Origin of the sequence: Aeromonas sp. 600886, assembly GCF_049174935.1 — a bacterium.
Taxonomy (GTDB): Bacteria; Pseudomonadota; Gammaproteobacteria; order Enterobacterales; family Aeromonadaceae; genus Aeromonas; species Aeromonas veronii_A.
This window is the reverse complement of sequence record NZ_JAAKUB010000013.1, coordinates 42169-56687: the sequence shown is the minus strand read 5'-3', so window position 1 is coordinate 56687 and position 14519 is coordinate 42169. Positions and strand designations below refer to the sequence as shown.

At 57.9% G+C, this 14519-nt stretch carries 15 protein-coding genes; 12 read left to right on the top strand and 3 right to left on the bottom strand.

What is annotated here, in order from left to right; genetic code table 11:
* Window positions 1–128 precede the first annotated feature (128 nt).
* Together G5179_RS11785 and G5179_RS11780 are read left to right on the top strand one after the other, a co-directional pair.
* Window positions 129–974, top strand: a complete 846-nt coding sequence (locus G5179_RS11785; RefSeq protein ID WP_421258424.1) for a DUF5718 family protein — start codon at window positions 129–131, stop codon at window positions 972–974.
* A gap of 58 nt (window positions 975–1032) precedes the next feature.
* Entirely contained in the window at window positions 1033–1473 is a 441-nt protein-coding gene (locus tag G5179_RS11780) for an acetyltransferase (protein ID WP_227342699.1), read from the top strand.
* A 77-nt stretch (window positions 1474–1550) separates the two neighbouring features.
* Here the strand turns inward: G5179_RS11780 and G5179_RS11775 are convergent, their stop codons facing one another.
* From G5179_RS11775 to G5179_RS11765, 3 genes are all read right to left on the bottom strand, one after another.
* Window positions 1551–1868, bottom strand: a complete 318-nt coding sequence (locus G5179_RS11775; protein WP_421258423.1) for a DUF4377 domain-containing protein — start codon at window positions 1866–1868, stop codon at window positions 1551–1553.
* Between the two features lie 91 nt (window positions 1869–1959).
* On the bottom strand, window positions 1960–3246 hold the full coding sequence (locus tag G5179_RS11770; protein ID WP_005346116.1) for a citrate synthase: 1287 nt from the start codon (window positions 3244–3246) through the stop codon (window positions 1960–1962).
* A gap of 189 nt (window positions 3247–3435) precedes the next feature.
* On the bottom strand, window positions 3436–3624 hold the full coding sequence (locus G5179_RS11765) for a hypothetical protein (protein WP_216953465.1): 189 nt from the start codon (window positions 3622–3624) through the stop codon (window positions 3436–3438).
* A 64-nt stretch (window positions 3625–3688) separates the two neighbouring features.
* Between G5179_RS11765 and sdhC the strand changes: the two genes are divergently transcribed.
* The 10 genes from sdhC (at window position 3689) to G5179_RS11715 (ending at window position 14455) form a co-directional block, all read left to right on the top strand.
* On the top strand, window positions 3689–4066 hold the full coding sequence (sdhC, locus tag G5179_RS11760) for a succinate dehydrogenase cytochrome b556 subunit (RefSeq protein ID WP_005346101.1): 378 nt from the start codon (window positions 3689–3691) through the stop codon (window positions 4064–4066).
* Entirely contained in the window at window positions 4060–4404 is a 345-nt protein-coding gene (gene sdhD, locus G5179_RS11755) for a succinate dehydrogenase, hydrophobic membrane anchor protein (RefSeq protein WP_216953466.1), read from the top strand. The genes sdhC and sdhD overlap by 7 nt, the downstream gene beginning before the upstream one ends.
* Before the next feature lies 1 nt (window position 4405).
* Window positions 4406–6172, top strand: a complete 1767-nt coding sequence (sdhA, locus tag G5179_RS11750; RefSeq protein ID WP_013723668.1) for a succinate dehydrogenase flavoprotein subunit — start codon at window positions 4406–4408, stop codon at window positions 6170–6172.
* A gap of 16 nt (window positions 6173–6188) precedes the next feature.
* Window positions 6189–6905, top strand: coding sequence for a succinate dehydrogenase iron-sulfur subunit (locus G5179_RS11745; protein ID WP_421258422.1), 717 nt, complete (start codon window positions 6189–6191; stop codon window positions 6903–6905).
* Window positions 6906–7020: 115 nt separating this feature from the next.
* Window positions 7021–9831 (top strand): 2-oxoglutarate dehydrogenase E1 component, encoded by a 2811-nt coding sequence (gene sucA / locus G5179_RS11740; protein WP_335819352.1) that lies wholly within the window; start codon window positions 7021–7023, stop codon window positions 9829–9831.
* 33 nt (window positions 9832–9864) lie between these two features.
* Window positions 9865–11052 carry a 2-oxoglutarate dehydrogenase complex dihydrolipoyllysine-residue succinyltransferase gene (odhB, locus tag G5179_RS11735; RefSeq protein ID WP_041210302.1) on the top strand — a complete coding sequence of 396 codons (1188 nt, stop codon included), beginning with the start codon at window positions 9865–9867 and terminating at the stop codon, window positions 11050–11052.
* A gap of 170 nt (window positions 11053–11222) precedes the next feature.
* Window positions 11223–12389: an ADP-forming succinate--CoA ligase subunit beta gene (sucC, locus tag G5179_RS11730; RefSeq protein ID WP_005361097.1), complete on the top strand. Its 1167-nt coding sequence runs from the start codon at window positions 11223–11225 to the stop codon at window positions 12387–12389.
* On the top strand, window positions 12389–13261 hold the full coding sequence (sucD, locus tag G5179_RS11725; RefSeq protein WP_005333542.1) for a succinate--CoA ligase subunit alpha: 873 nt from the start codon (window positions 12389–12391) through the stop codon (window positions 13259–13261). Before sucC ends, sucD begins: the two co-directional genes overlap by 1 nt.
* A 126-nt stretch (window positions 13262–13387) precedes the next feature.
* Window positions 13388–13855, top strand: a complete 468-nt coding sequence (locus G5179_RS11720; RefSeq protein WP_421258421.1) for a GNAT family N-acetyltransferase — start codon at window positions 13388–13390, stop codon at window positions 13853–13855.
* A gap of 291 nt (window positions 13856–14146) precedes the next feature.
* Entirely contained in the window at window positions 14147–14455 is a 309-nt protein-coding gene (locus G5179_RS11715) for a hypothetical protein (protein WP_421258420.1), read from the top strand.
* Window positions 14456–14519 lie beyond the last annotated feature (64 nt).

Here is a 14519-nt window from a genome sequence, read left to right as displayed (position 1 = left end):
TGGACTGGCGCACACCACGACAGGGCCGGACTGGGCGAAGGCGGGGCCCTTGTGGTTTAATCTTGCCACTTTAGCGGTAGTGGGCGACGGGCCTGCTACCTTGCGTGGTCAAGATGCAGGTGAGCAAGATGCAGATAGCAGCAGAGAGCAAATTTATCGGACTCGGGGTCGCGGGGAATTTCGCCGGTCATCTGGAGCAGGCGGGTGAAGCGTCGGATTTCGTGGCGGTAGTCGTGCGGGATACCACGGCGCCCAAGGCGCTGTTCCCCTTTTTCGTGCCGGGCCATCCGGGTCAGCTCGGGGTATTCCCGTTGAGCGACAAGGCTATCTTCCTGCCGGAGGCGGCGGTCAGTGGTGACGAGAAGGTGCAGATCGAGCCGGAAGTGGCCCTCTGGTGCGAGCTGGAGTATGCCGGCAAGCAGGTGGTAGCGATCCATCCCCGTGCCTTTGGCGCCTATAACGACTGCTCCATCCGTCGTCCCAATGCCAAGAAGATCAGCGAGAAGAAGAACTGGGGCGAAGAGAGCAAGGGGTTGGCGGCCAAGCTGCTGCCGCTTTCCGGTTTTGCCGCCGGTTGCGAGCTCGATGACTATCGCATCGCTTGCTATCTGGAGCGCGATGGCGAGCTGCACGCTTACGGGGTAGACAGCGCCGCCATCGACTACAGCTACTTCCACGGCAAGCTGCTCGACTGGGCCATCGACAAGTTCAATCATCAGCAGGATGAGGGGCCGGCGGAGCACATTCAGGGACTGCTGGCGCAGGCGGGACATCCTCCCCATGCGCTCATCAGTATCGGTGCCACCCGCTATACCCCGTTTGGCGAGACCCACTTCCTCAAACCGGGCGACACCTCCTGCGTGGTGGTCTACCCGGGCAGCCGTTATAGCGAAGCGGATATTCGCGAAGCGATCCGCAGCCGCCACTTTGATGCTGATATGTCGGTGCTGCTGCAAGCGGTACAGGCGCGCTAATCAGGTTGGCTCGCGGGGAGGCCACAGTCATCCTGCGGGCTGCAACAAAGAGTCATTGATGAAGATTGATACTGCAACGCGGGCCGATTATCCGGCCCTGATCGCGCTGTGGGAGGCCTCGGTGCGGGCGTCCCACCACTTCCTGCCCGAGGCCGAGATCCTCGCGCTCAAGCCGCTTATTCTGGAGCACTACTTCGATGCGGTGACACTGCACTGTGCCCGCACAGAAGAGGGGCGTATTGCCGGTTTTTGCGGGCTATGCGATGGCAAGATAGAGATGCTGTTTGTGGCACCGGCGGTGCGCGGCAGTGGCGTGGGGCGTTTGCTGGTGGCACATGCCATCAGCCAGTGCGGCGCGACGCTGGTTGACGTCAACGAGCAGAACGAACAGGCGGTGGGCTTCTATCTGAAGATGGGATTCACCGTGACGGGTCGCTCGCCGCTGGATGGTCAGGGCAAGCCCTATCCGCTGCTACATATGGCGCTGGCGCCGACCTGATCGTGCCTGATGAGGCGCAGTACCCATAAACCAACGGGGGATGGCATCAGCCATCCCCCGTTTTTTGATAGTGTTTGTTACTTGCTGGCGACCTTGTTCACCACCTTGATCAGCTGATAGCGCAGGGAGGGGGCATCGGCTGGTACATCGGTGAGCTGCTCCTTGCTGACTGTGAGCTGATACCGGTAGCCCGGCTCGAACTGGAAGCCCTCTATCTGCTGGTAGAACAGCGTCCAGGGCTGCTGCTCGTCGCTGCGAACCTGCATGCACTGGATCGGGCCAACCCCGACGCAATCGACCAGCTGGCTGTTGATATAGAGGGTCTCACCCTGTTGGACCGTGGTGCCCTGACAGGCGGTGAGCAGCAGGACGGCGCTGGCAAGCAGAGGTTTCATAAGGGCTCCTTGAGCTTAAAAGGGCATTAAAGCGGCAAACAAAAAGGCGGTCAATGACCGCCTTTGTAACAAACCATGTTGATTCAGTTCATTAGCGTTGATCAAGCGGCGTGAAGTCCCGTTGCGGGTGGCCCACGTAGAGCTGGCGCGGGCGGCCGATCTTGCTATCCGGATCGGAGTGGAACTCGTTCCAGTGGGCAATCCAGCCGATGGTACGGGAGATGGCGAAGATCACGGTGAACATGTTCATCGGGATACCGATCGCCTTCATGATGATACCGGAGTAGAAGTCCACGTTCGGGTAGAGTTTCTTCTCGATGAAGTAGGGGTCGGAGAGCGCGATGCGCTCCAGCTCCATGGCCACGTCCAGCAGCGGATCCTTGATCTGCAGCTCGGTCAGTACTTCGTGGCAGGTTTCGCGCATCACGGTGGCACGAGGGTCATGGTTCTTGTAGACACGGTGACCGAAGCCCATCAGACGGAACGGATCGTTCTTGTCCTTGGCCTTGGCGATGTACTCGGGGATGCGATCCACCGAGCCTACTTCCTCCAGCATGCGCAGGCAGGCTTCGTTGGCACCACCATGGGCCGGACCCCACAGGGAGGCGATACCTGCGGCGATACAGGCAAACGGGTTGGCACCGGAGGAGCCAGCCAGACGGACGGTTGAGGTAGAGGCATTCTGCTCGTGATCCGCATGGAGGGTAAAGATGCGGTCCATGGCGCGTTCGACCACCGGATTGACCTTGTACTCCTCGGTCGGTACCGCAAACATCATATGCAGGAAGTTGCCTGCATAGGAGAGGGCGTTGCGCGGATGCATGAACGGCTGGCCGATGGAGTACTTGTAACACATGGCCGCCAGGGTCGGCATCTTGGAGATGAGGCGGAAGGCGCAGATCTCGCGGTGCTGTTCGTTGTTGATGTCCAAGGCGTCGTGATAGAAGGCAGAGAGTGCGCCCACCACACCACACATGATGGCCATGGGGTGGGAGTCACGACGGAAGCCGCGGAAGAAGAAGGCGATCTGCTCGTGCACCATGGTATGGCGGGTCACGGTACGCTGGAAATCGGCAAACTGTGCCTTGGTGGGCGCCTCGCCGTAGAGCAGGATATAGCAGACTTCGAGGTAGTTGGACTCTTTGGCCAACTGGGCGATGGGGTAGCCACGGTGCAGCAAGACACCCTGATCCCCGTCAATGTAGGTGATGGCAGATTTGCAAGAACCGGTCGCCATAAAGCCCGGGTCAAAGGTGAAATACCCTTGCCCACCCAGCTTTCTAACATCGACAACATCCGGTCCAACGGTTCCAGAGAGGATCGGCAGTTCAACCGGATCTTTCCCGGGCAGGTGTAGGGTGGCTATCTTATCAGCCATAGCACGTCTCCTTTGCTCTTTATAATTTGGTTCCAGTCCTACTCTATTACGACTTTTATGACGCTGGCAAAGGTTGTTACCCATACCGAGGTGGCTGGAGCGCCCTATTTGAAACAGAGTTCCCTATCAATGTCAATTTTGCTGGGGCGGCATTAAAGGCATTAACGGAATGTTAAATTAAATATGCGATCAAGTTTGCGGTTTTGTGTTTTCTTTGTAGCTGTTTGATTGTCTTCGGTTAAGGCCGTCGATATACTGCGCCACGTGGGTCATGGCTGCTGGTGTTTGAAACGCTTTGGCAAAGCCTGATGTGAAACCAAAAATTCGCGTTTTGGCTTTTTCAGAGTGTTTTGGTAACAAATAGCCAACAATCACCATCCCGTGCCCTCAAGTGTGAGTTAAAACAATAACTAACGTGCTCAATAGAGCTGAGTGGGCAAGCGTGAAAAACAAACAGAGACCGGTCAACCTCGACCTACAAACGATCAGCTTTCCTGTCACTGCCATTGCATCCATCCTGCACCGTGTTTCAGGGGTTATTACCTTTGTTGCACTGGGCATCTTGCTGTGGATGCTTGGCACTTCACTCGCCTCTCCCGAAGGATTTGAGACCGTGGTGTCCATCATGGACAACTTCCTGGTCAAATTCGTATTGTGGGGGATCCTGACTGCGCTGGCTTACCACATTGTGGGCGGTTTGCGTCATCTGGTCATGGACATGGGCTATTGGGAAGAGCTGGAATCCGGTAATCAGAGTGCCCGTGTGGCCTTCGTGATCACCGCGATCCTGGCTGTATTAGCGGGAGTGCTTGTATGGTAACCAATTCTGCAACTTTCGGGCGCAGCGGCGTTCACGATTACATCCTGATCCGCGCCACCGCCCTCATCATGACCTGCTATGTCCTCTATCTGGTGAGTTTTGTCGCGTTCAACGACATCACCTACGAGGTGTGGACAGGTTTCTTCGCCAATACCTTCACCAAGGTATTCACCCTGTTGGCCCTGCTCTGCGTACTGATCCATGCCTGGATCGGTCTGTGGCAGGTGTTGACCGACTATATCAAGCCGGTAGGGCTGCGCGGGGCGCTGCAATTTGCCCTGGTCGTGGTGCTGTTTGTCTATCTGATGACGGGTTTCGTCGTGCTGTGGGGTGTGTAAGGTGACTATTCCAACTCGTGAATTTGATGCTGTGGTGATTGGTGCCGGTGGTGCCGGTATGCGCGCCGCGCTGCAGATTGCCCAGTCCGGCAAGAGCTGCGCTCTGTTGTCCAAGGTTTTTCCAACCCGTTCTCACACTGTTTCCGCTCAGGGCGGGATCACGGTTGCGCTGGGCAATGCCCACGACGACAACTGGCAGTGGCACATGTATGACACGGTAAAAGGTTCCGATTACATCGGTGATCAGGAAGCCATTGAATACATGTGCAAAACCGGTCCCGAGGCTATCTATGAGCTGGAGAACATGGGCTTGCCCTTCTCCCGTTTCGATAACGGGTCTGTCTACCAGCGTCCGTTTGGTGGTCAGTCCAAGAATTTCGGTGGCGAGCAGGCTGCTCGTACCGCAGCGGCCGCCGACCGTACCGGTCACGCCCTGCTGCACACCCTCTATCAGCAGAACGTCAAGAACAAGACCACCGTCTTCTCCGAGTGGTATGCGCTGGATCTGGTGAAAAACCAGGATGGCCACGTGGTGGGTTGTACCGCCATCGATATGGAGAGCGGTGAAGTGGTCTACTTCAAGGCCAAGGCCACCGTGCTGGCGACTGGCGGTGCCGGTCGTATCTACCAGTCCACCACCAATGCCCACATCAACACAGGTGACGGCGTCGGCATGGCGCTGCGTGCCGGCGTCGGCGTGCAGGACATGGAGATGTGGCAGTTCCACCCGACCGGTATCGCCGGGGCAGGGGTGCTGGTAACCGAAGGCTGCCGTGGTGAAGGCGGCTATCTGCTCAATAAAGATGGCGAGCGCTTCATGGAGCGTTACGCCCCGAACGCCAAGGACTTGGCCGGCCGCGACGTGGTGGCCCGCTCCATCATGATCGAGATCCGTGAAGGCCGTGGCTGCGACGGTCCCTGGGGCCCGCACATCAAGCTCAAGCTGGATCACCTCGGCAAAGAGGTGCTGGAATCCCGTCTGCCGGGGATCTGCGAGCTCTCTCGCACCTTCGCCCACGTGGATCCGGTCAAAGAGCCGATCCCGATCATCCCGACCTGCCACTACATGATGGGTGGCGTGCCGACCAACGTGAATGGCCAGTGCCTGACCCAGGACAAGAACGGCAACGATGTGCCGGTGGTCGGTCTGTTTGCGGTGGGCGAGATTGCCTGCGTCTCGGTGCACGGCGCCAACCGTCTGGGTGGCAACTCCCTGCTGGATCTGGTGGTGTTCGGCCGCGCGGCCGGCATGCATCTGGTCAACACTCTGGGCGAGATGGAACATGGTCGCGATGCCTCTGAGTCGGATCTGGATGCCGCACTGGCCCGCTTCAACCGCTGGGAAAATTGCCGTGACGGGGAAGACCCGGTGCAGATCCGCAAAGACCTGCAGCGCTGCATGCAGAACAACTTCTCCGTGTTCCGCGAAGGGGCTGCGATGGCAGAGGGGCTGGCCGAGCTCAAGGTTATCCGCGAGCGCCTCAAGTCAGCCCGTCTGGATGACACCTCCAAAGAGTTCAACACCCAGCGCATCGAGTGCCTGGAGCTGGACAACCTGATGGAGACGGCGTTTGCCACGGCGGTTGCCGCCAACTTCCGTACCGAGAGTCGCGGTGCTCACTGCCGCTTCGACTTCCCGGATCGCGACGATGAGAACTGGCTGTGCCACAGCCTCTATCATCCGGACACCGAGTCCATGACCCGTCGTGCTGTCAACATGTCACCCAAGACCCGTGAGGCGTTCCCGCCCAAGGTTCGGACTTACTGATTGCGGAGCCAGCCCTATGAACGTCACATTCTCTGTCTACAGATACAATCCGGATGTTGATAACGTCCCCCATATGAAGGATTATCATCTTGATATTCCTGAAGGTTCCGACATGATGGTGCTCGATGCACTGATCCAGTTGAAAGAGCTGGATCCCACGCTCGCCTTCCGCCGCTCCTGCCGCGAAGGGGTTTGTGGATCTGACGGTCTCAACATGAATGGCAAGAACGGTCTTGCCTGCATCACCCCGCTCTCCGATTTGCTGAAGAAGGGCAACAAGGTCGTTATCCGCCCCTTGCCCGGCCTGCCGGTGATCCGTGATCTGGTGATCGACATGACCCAGTTCTACACCCAGTGGGAGAAGGTCAAACCCTTCCTCATCAATGATGACAAGTTGCCGCCGGTGCGTGAGCACCTGCAATCCCCCGAAGAGCGCGCCAAGCTTGACGGCCTGTACGAGTGCATTCTCTGTGCCTGCTGCTCCACTTCGTGCCCCTCCTTCTGGTGGAATCCCGACAAGTTCATCGGTCCGGCCGGGCTGCTCGCCGCCTACCGCTGGCTGGCTGACAGCCGCGACACCGCGACCACCGAACGACTGGGGAATCTGGACGACGCATTCAGCGTGTTCCGCTGTCATGGCATCATGAACTGCGTGAACGTCTGTCCGAAAGGCTTGAACCCGACCAAGGCGATTGGTCAGATCAAGTCGATGTTGCTCAATCGGGCTGTTTAGTATCAGGGCCGGCCACGTGCTGGCCCGACCTCTGGATAGCCATCCCACCCGTGGCAGGATGGCTATTTGACCCCTACAAGCTGCGCAGCAGTAACAAGAAGTACAAGGGATAGAAATGCATAACGGCGTGATGAAGGCCTGGTTGGAGTCATCTCACCTGGCTGGTGCGAATGCAAGCTATATCGAGGATTTGTACGAATCCTTCCTGGAAAATCCTGACTCCGTGTCCGACGAGTGGCGCAGCCTGTTTAGCGAGCTGCCCCAGGTCAATGGCCATGCGGTTGAACAACCCCACTCCCAGGTCCGCGATTATTTCCGTCGTCTGGCCAAGGATCCCTCTCGCTACAGTGCCCCCGTCTCCGATCCGCAAGTGGATGCCAAGCAGGTGCGGGTATTGCAGCTGATCAACGCCTTCCGTTTCCGTGGTCACCAGAATGCCAATCTGGACCCGCTGGGCCTGTGGCAGCGTGAAACCGTTGCCGAACTGGATCCTGCGTTCCACAACCTGCAGGGCGCAGATATGGAGGCCACCTTCAATGTGGGCTCCTACGCCATCGGTCGCGAGACCATGGTGCTCTCCGACCTCTACGCCTCGCTGAAGAAGACCTATTGCGGCAGCATAGGCGCCGACTACATGCACCTTACCTCCACGGAAGAGAAGCGCTGGCTGCAACAGCGTCTCGAATCCATTGAAGGGAAGGGGAGCTACACCCTCGAAGAGAAGACCCGTTTCCTCGAGAGCCTGACCGCCGCCGAAGGGCTGGAGAAATATCTGGGCGCCAAGTTCCCGGGAGCCAAGCGCTTCTCGCTGGAAGGTGGCGACGCCATGATCCCCATGCTCAAGGAGCTGATCCGTCGCGCCGGTGAGCAGGGCTGCAAAGAGGCCGTTATCGGTATGGCACACCGCGGTCGTCTCAACGTGCTGATCAACGTGCTCGGTAAACGTGCGCAGGATCTGTTCGACGAGTTTGCCGGCAAGCACGGCGAATCCTGGGGTACCGGTGATGTGAAGTACCACATGGGCTTCTCTTCCGACTTCGCCACCCCGGGCGGCAACGTCCACCTGGCGCTCGCCTTCAACCCCTCTCACCTCGAAATCGTCAACCCTGTGGTCATCGGCTCGGTCCGTGCCCGTATGGATCGTCGCGGTGACAAGGATGGCTCCAGCGTGTTGCCCATCACCATTCACGGTGACTCGGCCATGGCCGGTCAGGGCGTGGTGGCCGAGACCTTCAACATGTCCCAGACCCGCGCCTATGGTGTCGGCGGGACGGTGCGCATCGTCATCAACAACCAGGTTGGTTTCACCACCTCCTATATCCGTGACCTGCGCTCCACCGAATATTGCACCGACATCGCCAAGGCGGTGCAGGCGCCGGTGCTGCATGTCAACGGGGATGATCCGGAAGCCGTGGTGCTGGTGACCCAGATTGCGCTGGATTACCGCAATACCTTCAAACGCGACGTGGTGATCGAGCTGGTCTGCTACCGTCGTCACGGCCACAACGAAGCGGATGAGCCGAGCGCGACCCAGCCTTTGATGTACCAGAAGATCAAGCAGCACCCGACCCCGCGCAAGATCTACGCCGATCAGCTGGTGGCCGAGGGGAGCCTCGCTCAGGAGCGGGCGACCGAACTGGTCAACGAGTATCGTGAAGCGCTGGATCGCGGTGAGCGGGTGAGCAAGGAGTGGCGGCCGATGGAGCTACACTCCGTCGACTGGACGCCGTATCTGGGCCACGACTGGAACATGGCCTATGAGAGTGCCGTGCCGATGGATCACCTCAAGAGCCTCGGCGAGCGGGTGAGCCAGTATCCGGCAACCCACGTGCTGCAGCGTCAGGTCGAGAAGATTTACGAAGACCGCCGTCTGATGGCAGCGGGCGAGAAGCTGGTGGATTGGGGCTTTGCCGAGACCCTGGCCTACGCCACTCTGGTGGACAAGGGTTCCCGCATCCGCTTTACCGGTGAAGACTCCGGCCGTGGCACCTTCTTCCACCGCCACGCCGTGCTGCACAGCCAGACCGATGCCAGCACCTACACCCCGCTGTGCAACCTGCACGACGAGCAGGGCCCGTTCGAGGTGTATGACTCTGTGCTGACCGAGAACGCGGTACTGGCCTTTGAATATGGTTACGCCAGCGCCGAGCCGGCTGGCCTCACCATATGGGAAGCCCAGTTCGGCGATTTCGCCAACTGTGCCCAGGTAGTGGTGGATCAGTTCCTCTCCTCCGGTGAGCAGAAGTGGGGCCGGATGTGCGGCCTGACCATGTTGCTGCCGCACGGTTACGAGGGGCAGGGCCCGGAGCACTCCTCCGCCCGTCTGGAGCGTTATCTGCAGATGTGCGCCCAGCACAACATGCAGGTGTGCGTGCCCTCAACCCCGGCGCAGGTGTTCCATATGCTGCGTCGTCAGGTGGTACGTCCGATGCGCCGTCCGCTGATCGTCATGACGCCCAAATCCCTGCTGCGCCACCCGCTGGCGGTGAGCAAGCTCGAAGAGCTGGCGGAAGGCACCTTCCAGAACGCCATTGGCGAGATCGACGCGCTGGATCCGAAAGCGGTCAAGCGGGTGGTCTTCTGTTCCGGCAAGGTCTACTACGACCTGCTCGAAGCCCGTCGCAAGGCGGAGCAGAAGGATGTGGCGATCGTGCGTATCGAACAGCTCTACCCCTTCCCGGAAGAGGAAGTGCGCGCCATTCTGGACGATTACAGCCACGTCACCGATTTTGTCTGGTGTCAGGAAGAGCCGCAAAACCAGGGCGCCTGGTACTGCACCCGTCACAACTACGATGACGTGCTGCCGACCGGAGCCACCCTGCGTTATGCCGGTCGTCCGGCGTCCGCCTCACCGGCGGTTGGTTACATGTCCGTCCATGCCAAGCAGCAGAAAGCCTTGGTGGAAGATGCCCTTACTCTGGCCTAAGCCCTGAACAAGAAGTAACAAGGAACTGATTAGATGACTATCGAGATCAAGGTACCGGATCTGCCGGAATCAGTGGCGGATGCCACCATTGCCACCTGGCACAAGAAGCCGGGTGATCTGGTTGCCCGTGATGAAGTGCTGGTCGACATCGAGACCGACAAGGTGGTGCTGGAAGTACCGGCACCGCAAGCTGGCGTGCTGGGCGACATCCTGCAGGCAGAGGGGGCGACCGTCCTCTCCCGCCAGCTGATTGCCACCATCAAGGCGGCTGCCGTAGCCGGTGAAGAGACCAAGGAGAAGCCGGCCGAAGCGGTGGCCGATGATGGCGCCGATGGCCTGAGTCCCTCGGTGCGTCGTCTGATTGGCGAGCACGACATCGACGTGGCCAAGCTGACCGGCACCGGCAAGGGCGGTCGCATCACCAAGGATGATGTGGAAGCCTACATCAAGGCCCTGAGCAAGCCTGCAGCCGCCGCTCCCGTTGCTGCGGCTCCGGTCGCTCCGGTTGCCGCACTGGCCGGTCGCAGCGAGAAGCGGGTACCGATGACCCGTCTGCGTAAGCGCATCGCCGAGCGTCTGCTGGAAGCGAAAAACACCACCGCCATGCTGACCACCTTCAACGAGGTCAACATGAAGCCCATCATGGATCTGCGCAAGCAGTACGGCGAGATCTTCGAGAAGAAGCACGGCATCAAGCTCGGCTTTATGTCCTTCTACGTGAAGGCGGTGGTGGAGTCCCTCAAGCGCTATCCGGAAGTGAACGCGGCGCTCGATGGTGATGACGTGGTTTATCACAACTACTTCGACGTCAGCATCGCCGTCTCTACCCCCCGTGGTCTGGTGACGCCGGTGCTGCGCGACTGCGACAACATGAGCCTGGCGGACATTGAGAAGGCCATCAAGGATCTGGCGGGCAAGGGCCGTGACGGCAAGCTGACCGTGGATGAACTGACTGGCGGCAACTTCACCATCACCAACGGTGGCGTGTTCGGCTCCCTGATGTCCACCCCGATCATCAACCCGCCCCAGAGCGCCATTCTGGGCATGCACAAGATCCAGGATCGCCCGATGGCCGTTGACGGCAAGGTCGAGATCCTGCCGATGATGTATCTGGCGCTCTCCTACGATCACCGTCTCATCGACGGACGCGAATCGGTAGGCTTCCTGGTCTCCGTCAAGGAGCTGCTGGAAGACCCGACCCGTCTGTTGCTGGACGTCTAAGCCTGTGGCACCCGGGCAAGGGGTTTGCGCCCCGAGCCGGATGTGCTGCTGGACGTTTGAGTAATACCCGAGCGATTGAAAGATAACGAGGGGCCGCCCAGGCCCCCTTCACAGGGGATTGAGAAACACCAGCCCCGGACGGAAATACCTACAACACGGATAGAGCATCTATGAATCTGCATGAATATCAGGCAAAACAGCTGTTTGCCGAGTATGGCCTGCCGGTCTCCGAAGGTTATGCCTGTGCTACCCCACAAGAAGCGGCCGAAGCGGCCGACAAGATTGGCGGCAATACCTGGGTCGTCAAATGCCAGGTACACGCCGGTGGCCGCGGTAAAGCGGGCGGCGTGAAAGTGGCCAAGAGCAAGGACGAGATCCGTGCTTTTGCCCAGAACTGGCTTGGCAAAAATCTGGTGACCTACCAGACCGATGCCAACGGCCAGCCGGTCACCAAGATCCTGGTGGAATCTTGCACCGACATCGCCAAAGAGCTCTACCTGGGCGCCGTGGTTGACCGTGGTTCGCGCCGCGTGGTCTTCATGGCCTCGACTGAAGGTGGCGTGGATATCGAGAAGATTGCCCACGAAACCCCCCATCTGATCCACAAGGCGGCCATCGATCCGCTGGTGGGTCCGCAGGCTTATCAGGCCCGCGAACTGGCCTTCAAACTGGGTCTGGTCGGCGATCAGATCAAACAGTTCACCAAGATCTTCATGGGTCTGGGCCAGATGTTCCTGGATTGCGATTTCGCGCTGCTGGAGATCAACCCGCTGGTGATCACCGCGCAGGGCAACCTGCACTGCCTGGATGGCAAGATCAACATCGACGCCAACGCACTGTATCGTCAGCCCAAGCTGCGCGAGATGCACGACCCGTCACAAGATGACCCCCGCGAAGCGCACGCCGCCCAGTGGGAGCTCAACTATGTGGCCCTCGATGGCAACATCGGCTGCATGGTCAACGGCGCGGGTCTGGCCATGGGCACCATGGACATCGTCAACCTGCACGGCGGCAAGCCGGCCAACTTCCTTGACGTCGGCGGCGGCGCCACCAAGGAACGGGTAACCGAGGCGTTCAAGATCATCCTCTCCGACAGCAACGTCAAAGCGGTGCTGGTCAACATCTTTGGCGGCATCGTGCGCTGCGACATGATCGCGGAAGGCATCATAGGTGCGGTCAAGGAAGTGGGGGTCAAGGTGCCCGTCGTGGTCCGTCTGGAAGGCAACAACGCCGAGCTGGGTGGTATCAAGCTGGCCGAGAGCGGCCTCAACATCATTGCGGCCAAGAGTCTGACCGATGCCGCGCAGCAAGTCGTCAAAGCAGCGGAGGCCAACTGATGAGCGTACTGATCAACAAGGACACCCGAGTCATCTGCCAGGGCTTTACCGGCGGTCAGGGTACTTTCCACTCCGAGCAGGCGCTCTCCTATGGTACCCAGCTGGTGGGCGGCGTCTCTCCGGGTAAGGGCGGCACCACCCATCTGGGCCTGCCGGTGTTCAACACCGTCCGTGACGCGGTCGAAGCGACCGGCGCTACTGCCTCCGTCATCTATGTGCCGGCACCTTTCTGCAAGGACGCGATCCTAGAAGCGATCGACGCGGGCATCAAGCTCATCGTCACCATCACCGAAGGCATCCCGACGCTGGATATGCTGGACGTCAAAGTGAAGCTGCAAGAGACCGGCGTGCGGATGATCGGCCCCAACTGCCCAGGTGTGATCACTCCGGGTGAGTGCAAGATCGGCATCATGCCGGGCCACATTCACAAGCCGGGCAAGGTGGGTATCGTCTCCCGCTCCGGCACCCTGACCTACGAAGCGGTCAAGCAGACCACTGACGAGGGCTTTGGCCAGTCCACCTGCGTCGGTATCGGTGGCGACCCCATCCCGGGTTCCAACTTTATCGACATTCTGGAGATGTTCCAGAACGACCCGCAGACCGAAGCGATCGTGATGATCGGCGAGATCGGCGGCAACGCCGAGGAGGACGCGGCTGCCTATATCAAGGCCCACGTCACCAAGCCGGTGGTCTCCTATATCGCCGGTGTTACTGCCCCTCCCGGCAAGCGGATGGGCCACGCTGGCGCCATCATCTCCGGTGGCAAGGGTACTGCCGCCGAGAAGTTTGCCGCGCTGGAAGATGCTGGCGTGAAAACCGTCCGCTCCTTGGCCGATATCGGCAAGGCCCTGCGCGAAGTGACCGGCTGGTAATTCCTGTTAGCCCGTTATCTCTAATAAAAGTGCCGCCCGATGGGCGGCTTTTTATGCCTAATAATAGGACATCATTATCTATTCTCGCGAATTAAAGAATATGTTTTGCCTTGGGAAAAAGGATATATGGAAATTTCATTGCTTGCAGATCATCCGCATCATATATCGACAATAGTCGGCTGGTATTTCGATGAATGGGCCTCTCATGTGCCCGGCGTTACGAAAGAGATGGTACGTAAAAAGGTTGAAGTCACAGCTTTAAATAGAGATATCCCATTTAGCTTGGTGGCGCATGACGATAGAGAACTGGTTGGAACATTGGAGATTAAAATTCAGGAAAATAAAAATCACCCTGAATATGAGTTCTGGATTAGTGGTATCTATGTTTCAGCAGTACACCGCAGAAAAGGTATCGCTAAAAAATTGATGAATGTTGCCAGGAATATGGCTGTTTCCCGTGGTGTTGCGACACTCTACTTGCAGTGTGAAACACATAATGTTGGCTTCTATCGTGAGCAAGGCTTCAACGCAATACATAAATCAACCCACGGTCACTGGGAAACGACCATTATGGTATGGCATGCCATCACATAAATATGCCTATAAATCTGTTTTACGGCTTAACCACATCCTTATTTATTCCGCTTTTGTTGGCGCAATAATGCGCACTTGATATTTGACGTCACAAGTTGAGGCGATGAGGTGCTAACATTTTTATGGCCGCGCTCTCGGTGCTTGGAGGAAACAATGAGGTGGTTTTTTCTGCTGTTTATCATGATGCTTGTTGTGGTTGGCAACGCAGCAATTTTTGATAATTCTTCATCTACCAAAGTATTGGTGACATTGCGTTTAAACTGATCCCGTAATCTTTGCTTATGTTCTGGTTTGGATTTTATTTTTTCTGATGGAGATAAGCGCGCCCAGTTACTTGTGGTTGGTCATGTGCTGCTTGTCTTTTTTGTCGGCGCTGGATTTTTGCTTATCGGCACCAATATTGTTTTGGCTGACACATGTGAAATAGTGACATTTAGTAGGAGAACGGGTGGTCTTCTCTGGAAATTTGCAAACTATATACAGTTGATGGGGTATTGTCAGGAGCTGGTGGGCATTGCCGTGTTCGGAATTATTATATCTTATTCTAGCGCTAGACTTTTTTGGGGTTGGTGCTTTCACGTTAATCATTTAAAAAAATAAGGATGTTGTCATTAATCATAAACCTATTTAACAAGACAATGGCTTTCTGTTATCACTTCACATA

Excerpts from the sequence above, each read along its gene's own strand:
- G5179_RS11785 (WP_421258424.1), top strand. The coding sequence starts at position 129 with ATGCAGATAGCAGCAGAGAGCAAATTTATCGGACTCGGGGTCGCGGGG.
- G5179_RS11770 (WP_005346116.1), bottom strand. The coding sequence starts at position 3,246 with ATGGCTGATAAGATAGCCACCCTACACCTGCCCGGGAAAGATCCGGTT.
- sucD (WP_005333542.1), top strand. The coding sequence starts at position 12,389 with ATGAGCGTACTGATCAACAAGGACACCCGAGTCATCTGCCAGGGCTTT.
- odhB (WP_041210302.1), top strand. The coding sequence starts at position 9,865 with ATGACTATCGAGATCAAGGTACCGGATCTGCCGGAATCAGTGGCGGAT.
- G5179_RS11765 (WP_216953465.1), bottom strand. The coding sequence starts at position 3,624 with ATGGTGATTGTTGGCTATTTGTTACCAAAACACTCTGAAAAAGCCAAA.
- G5179_RS11775 (WP_421258423.1), bottom strand. The coding sequence starts at position 1,868 with ATGAAACCTCTGCTTGCCAGCGCCGTCCTGCTGCTCACCGCCTGTCAG.
- G5179_RS11745 (WP_421258422.1), top strand. The coding sequence starts at position 6,189 with ATGAACGTCACATTCTCTGTCTACAGATACAATCCGGATGTTGATAAC.
- sucA (WP_335819352.1), top strand. The coding sequence starts at position 7,021 with ATGCATAACGGCGTGATGAAGGCCTGGTTGGAGTCATCTCACCTGGCT.
- sdhD (WP_216953466.1), top strand. The coding sequence starts at position 4,060 with ATGGTAACCAATTCTGCAACTTTCGGGCGCAGCGGCGTTCACGATTAC.
- G5179_RS11720 (WP_421258421.1), top strand. The coding sequence starts at position 13,388 with ATGGAAATTTCATTGCTTGCAGATCATCCGCATCATATATCGACAATA.
- sucC (WP_005361097.1), top strand. The coding sequence starts at position 11,223 with ATGAATCTGCATGAATATCAGGCAAAACAGCTGTTTGCCGAGTATGGC.
- G5179_RS11780 (WP_227342699.1), top strand. The coding sequence starts at position 1,033 with ATGAAGATTGATACTGCAACGCGGGCCGATTATCCGGCCCTGATCGCG.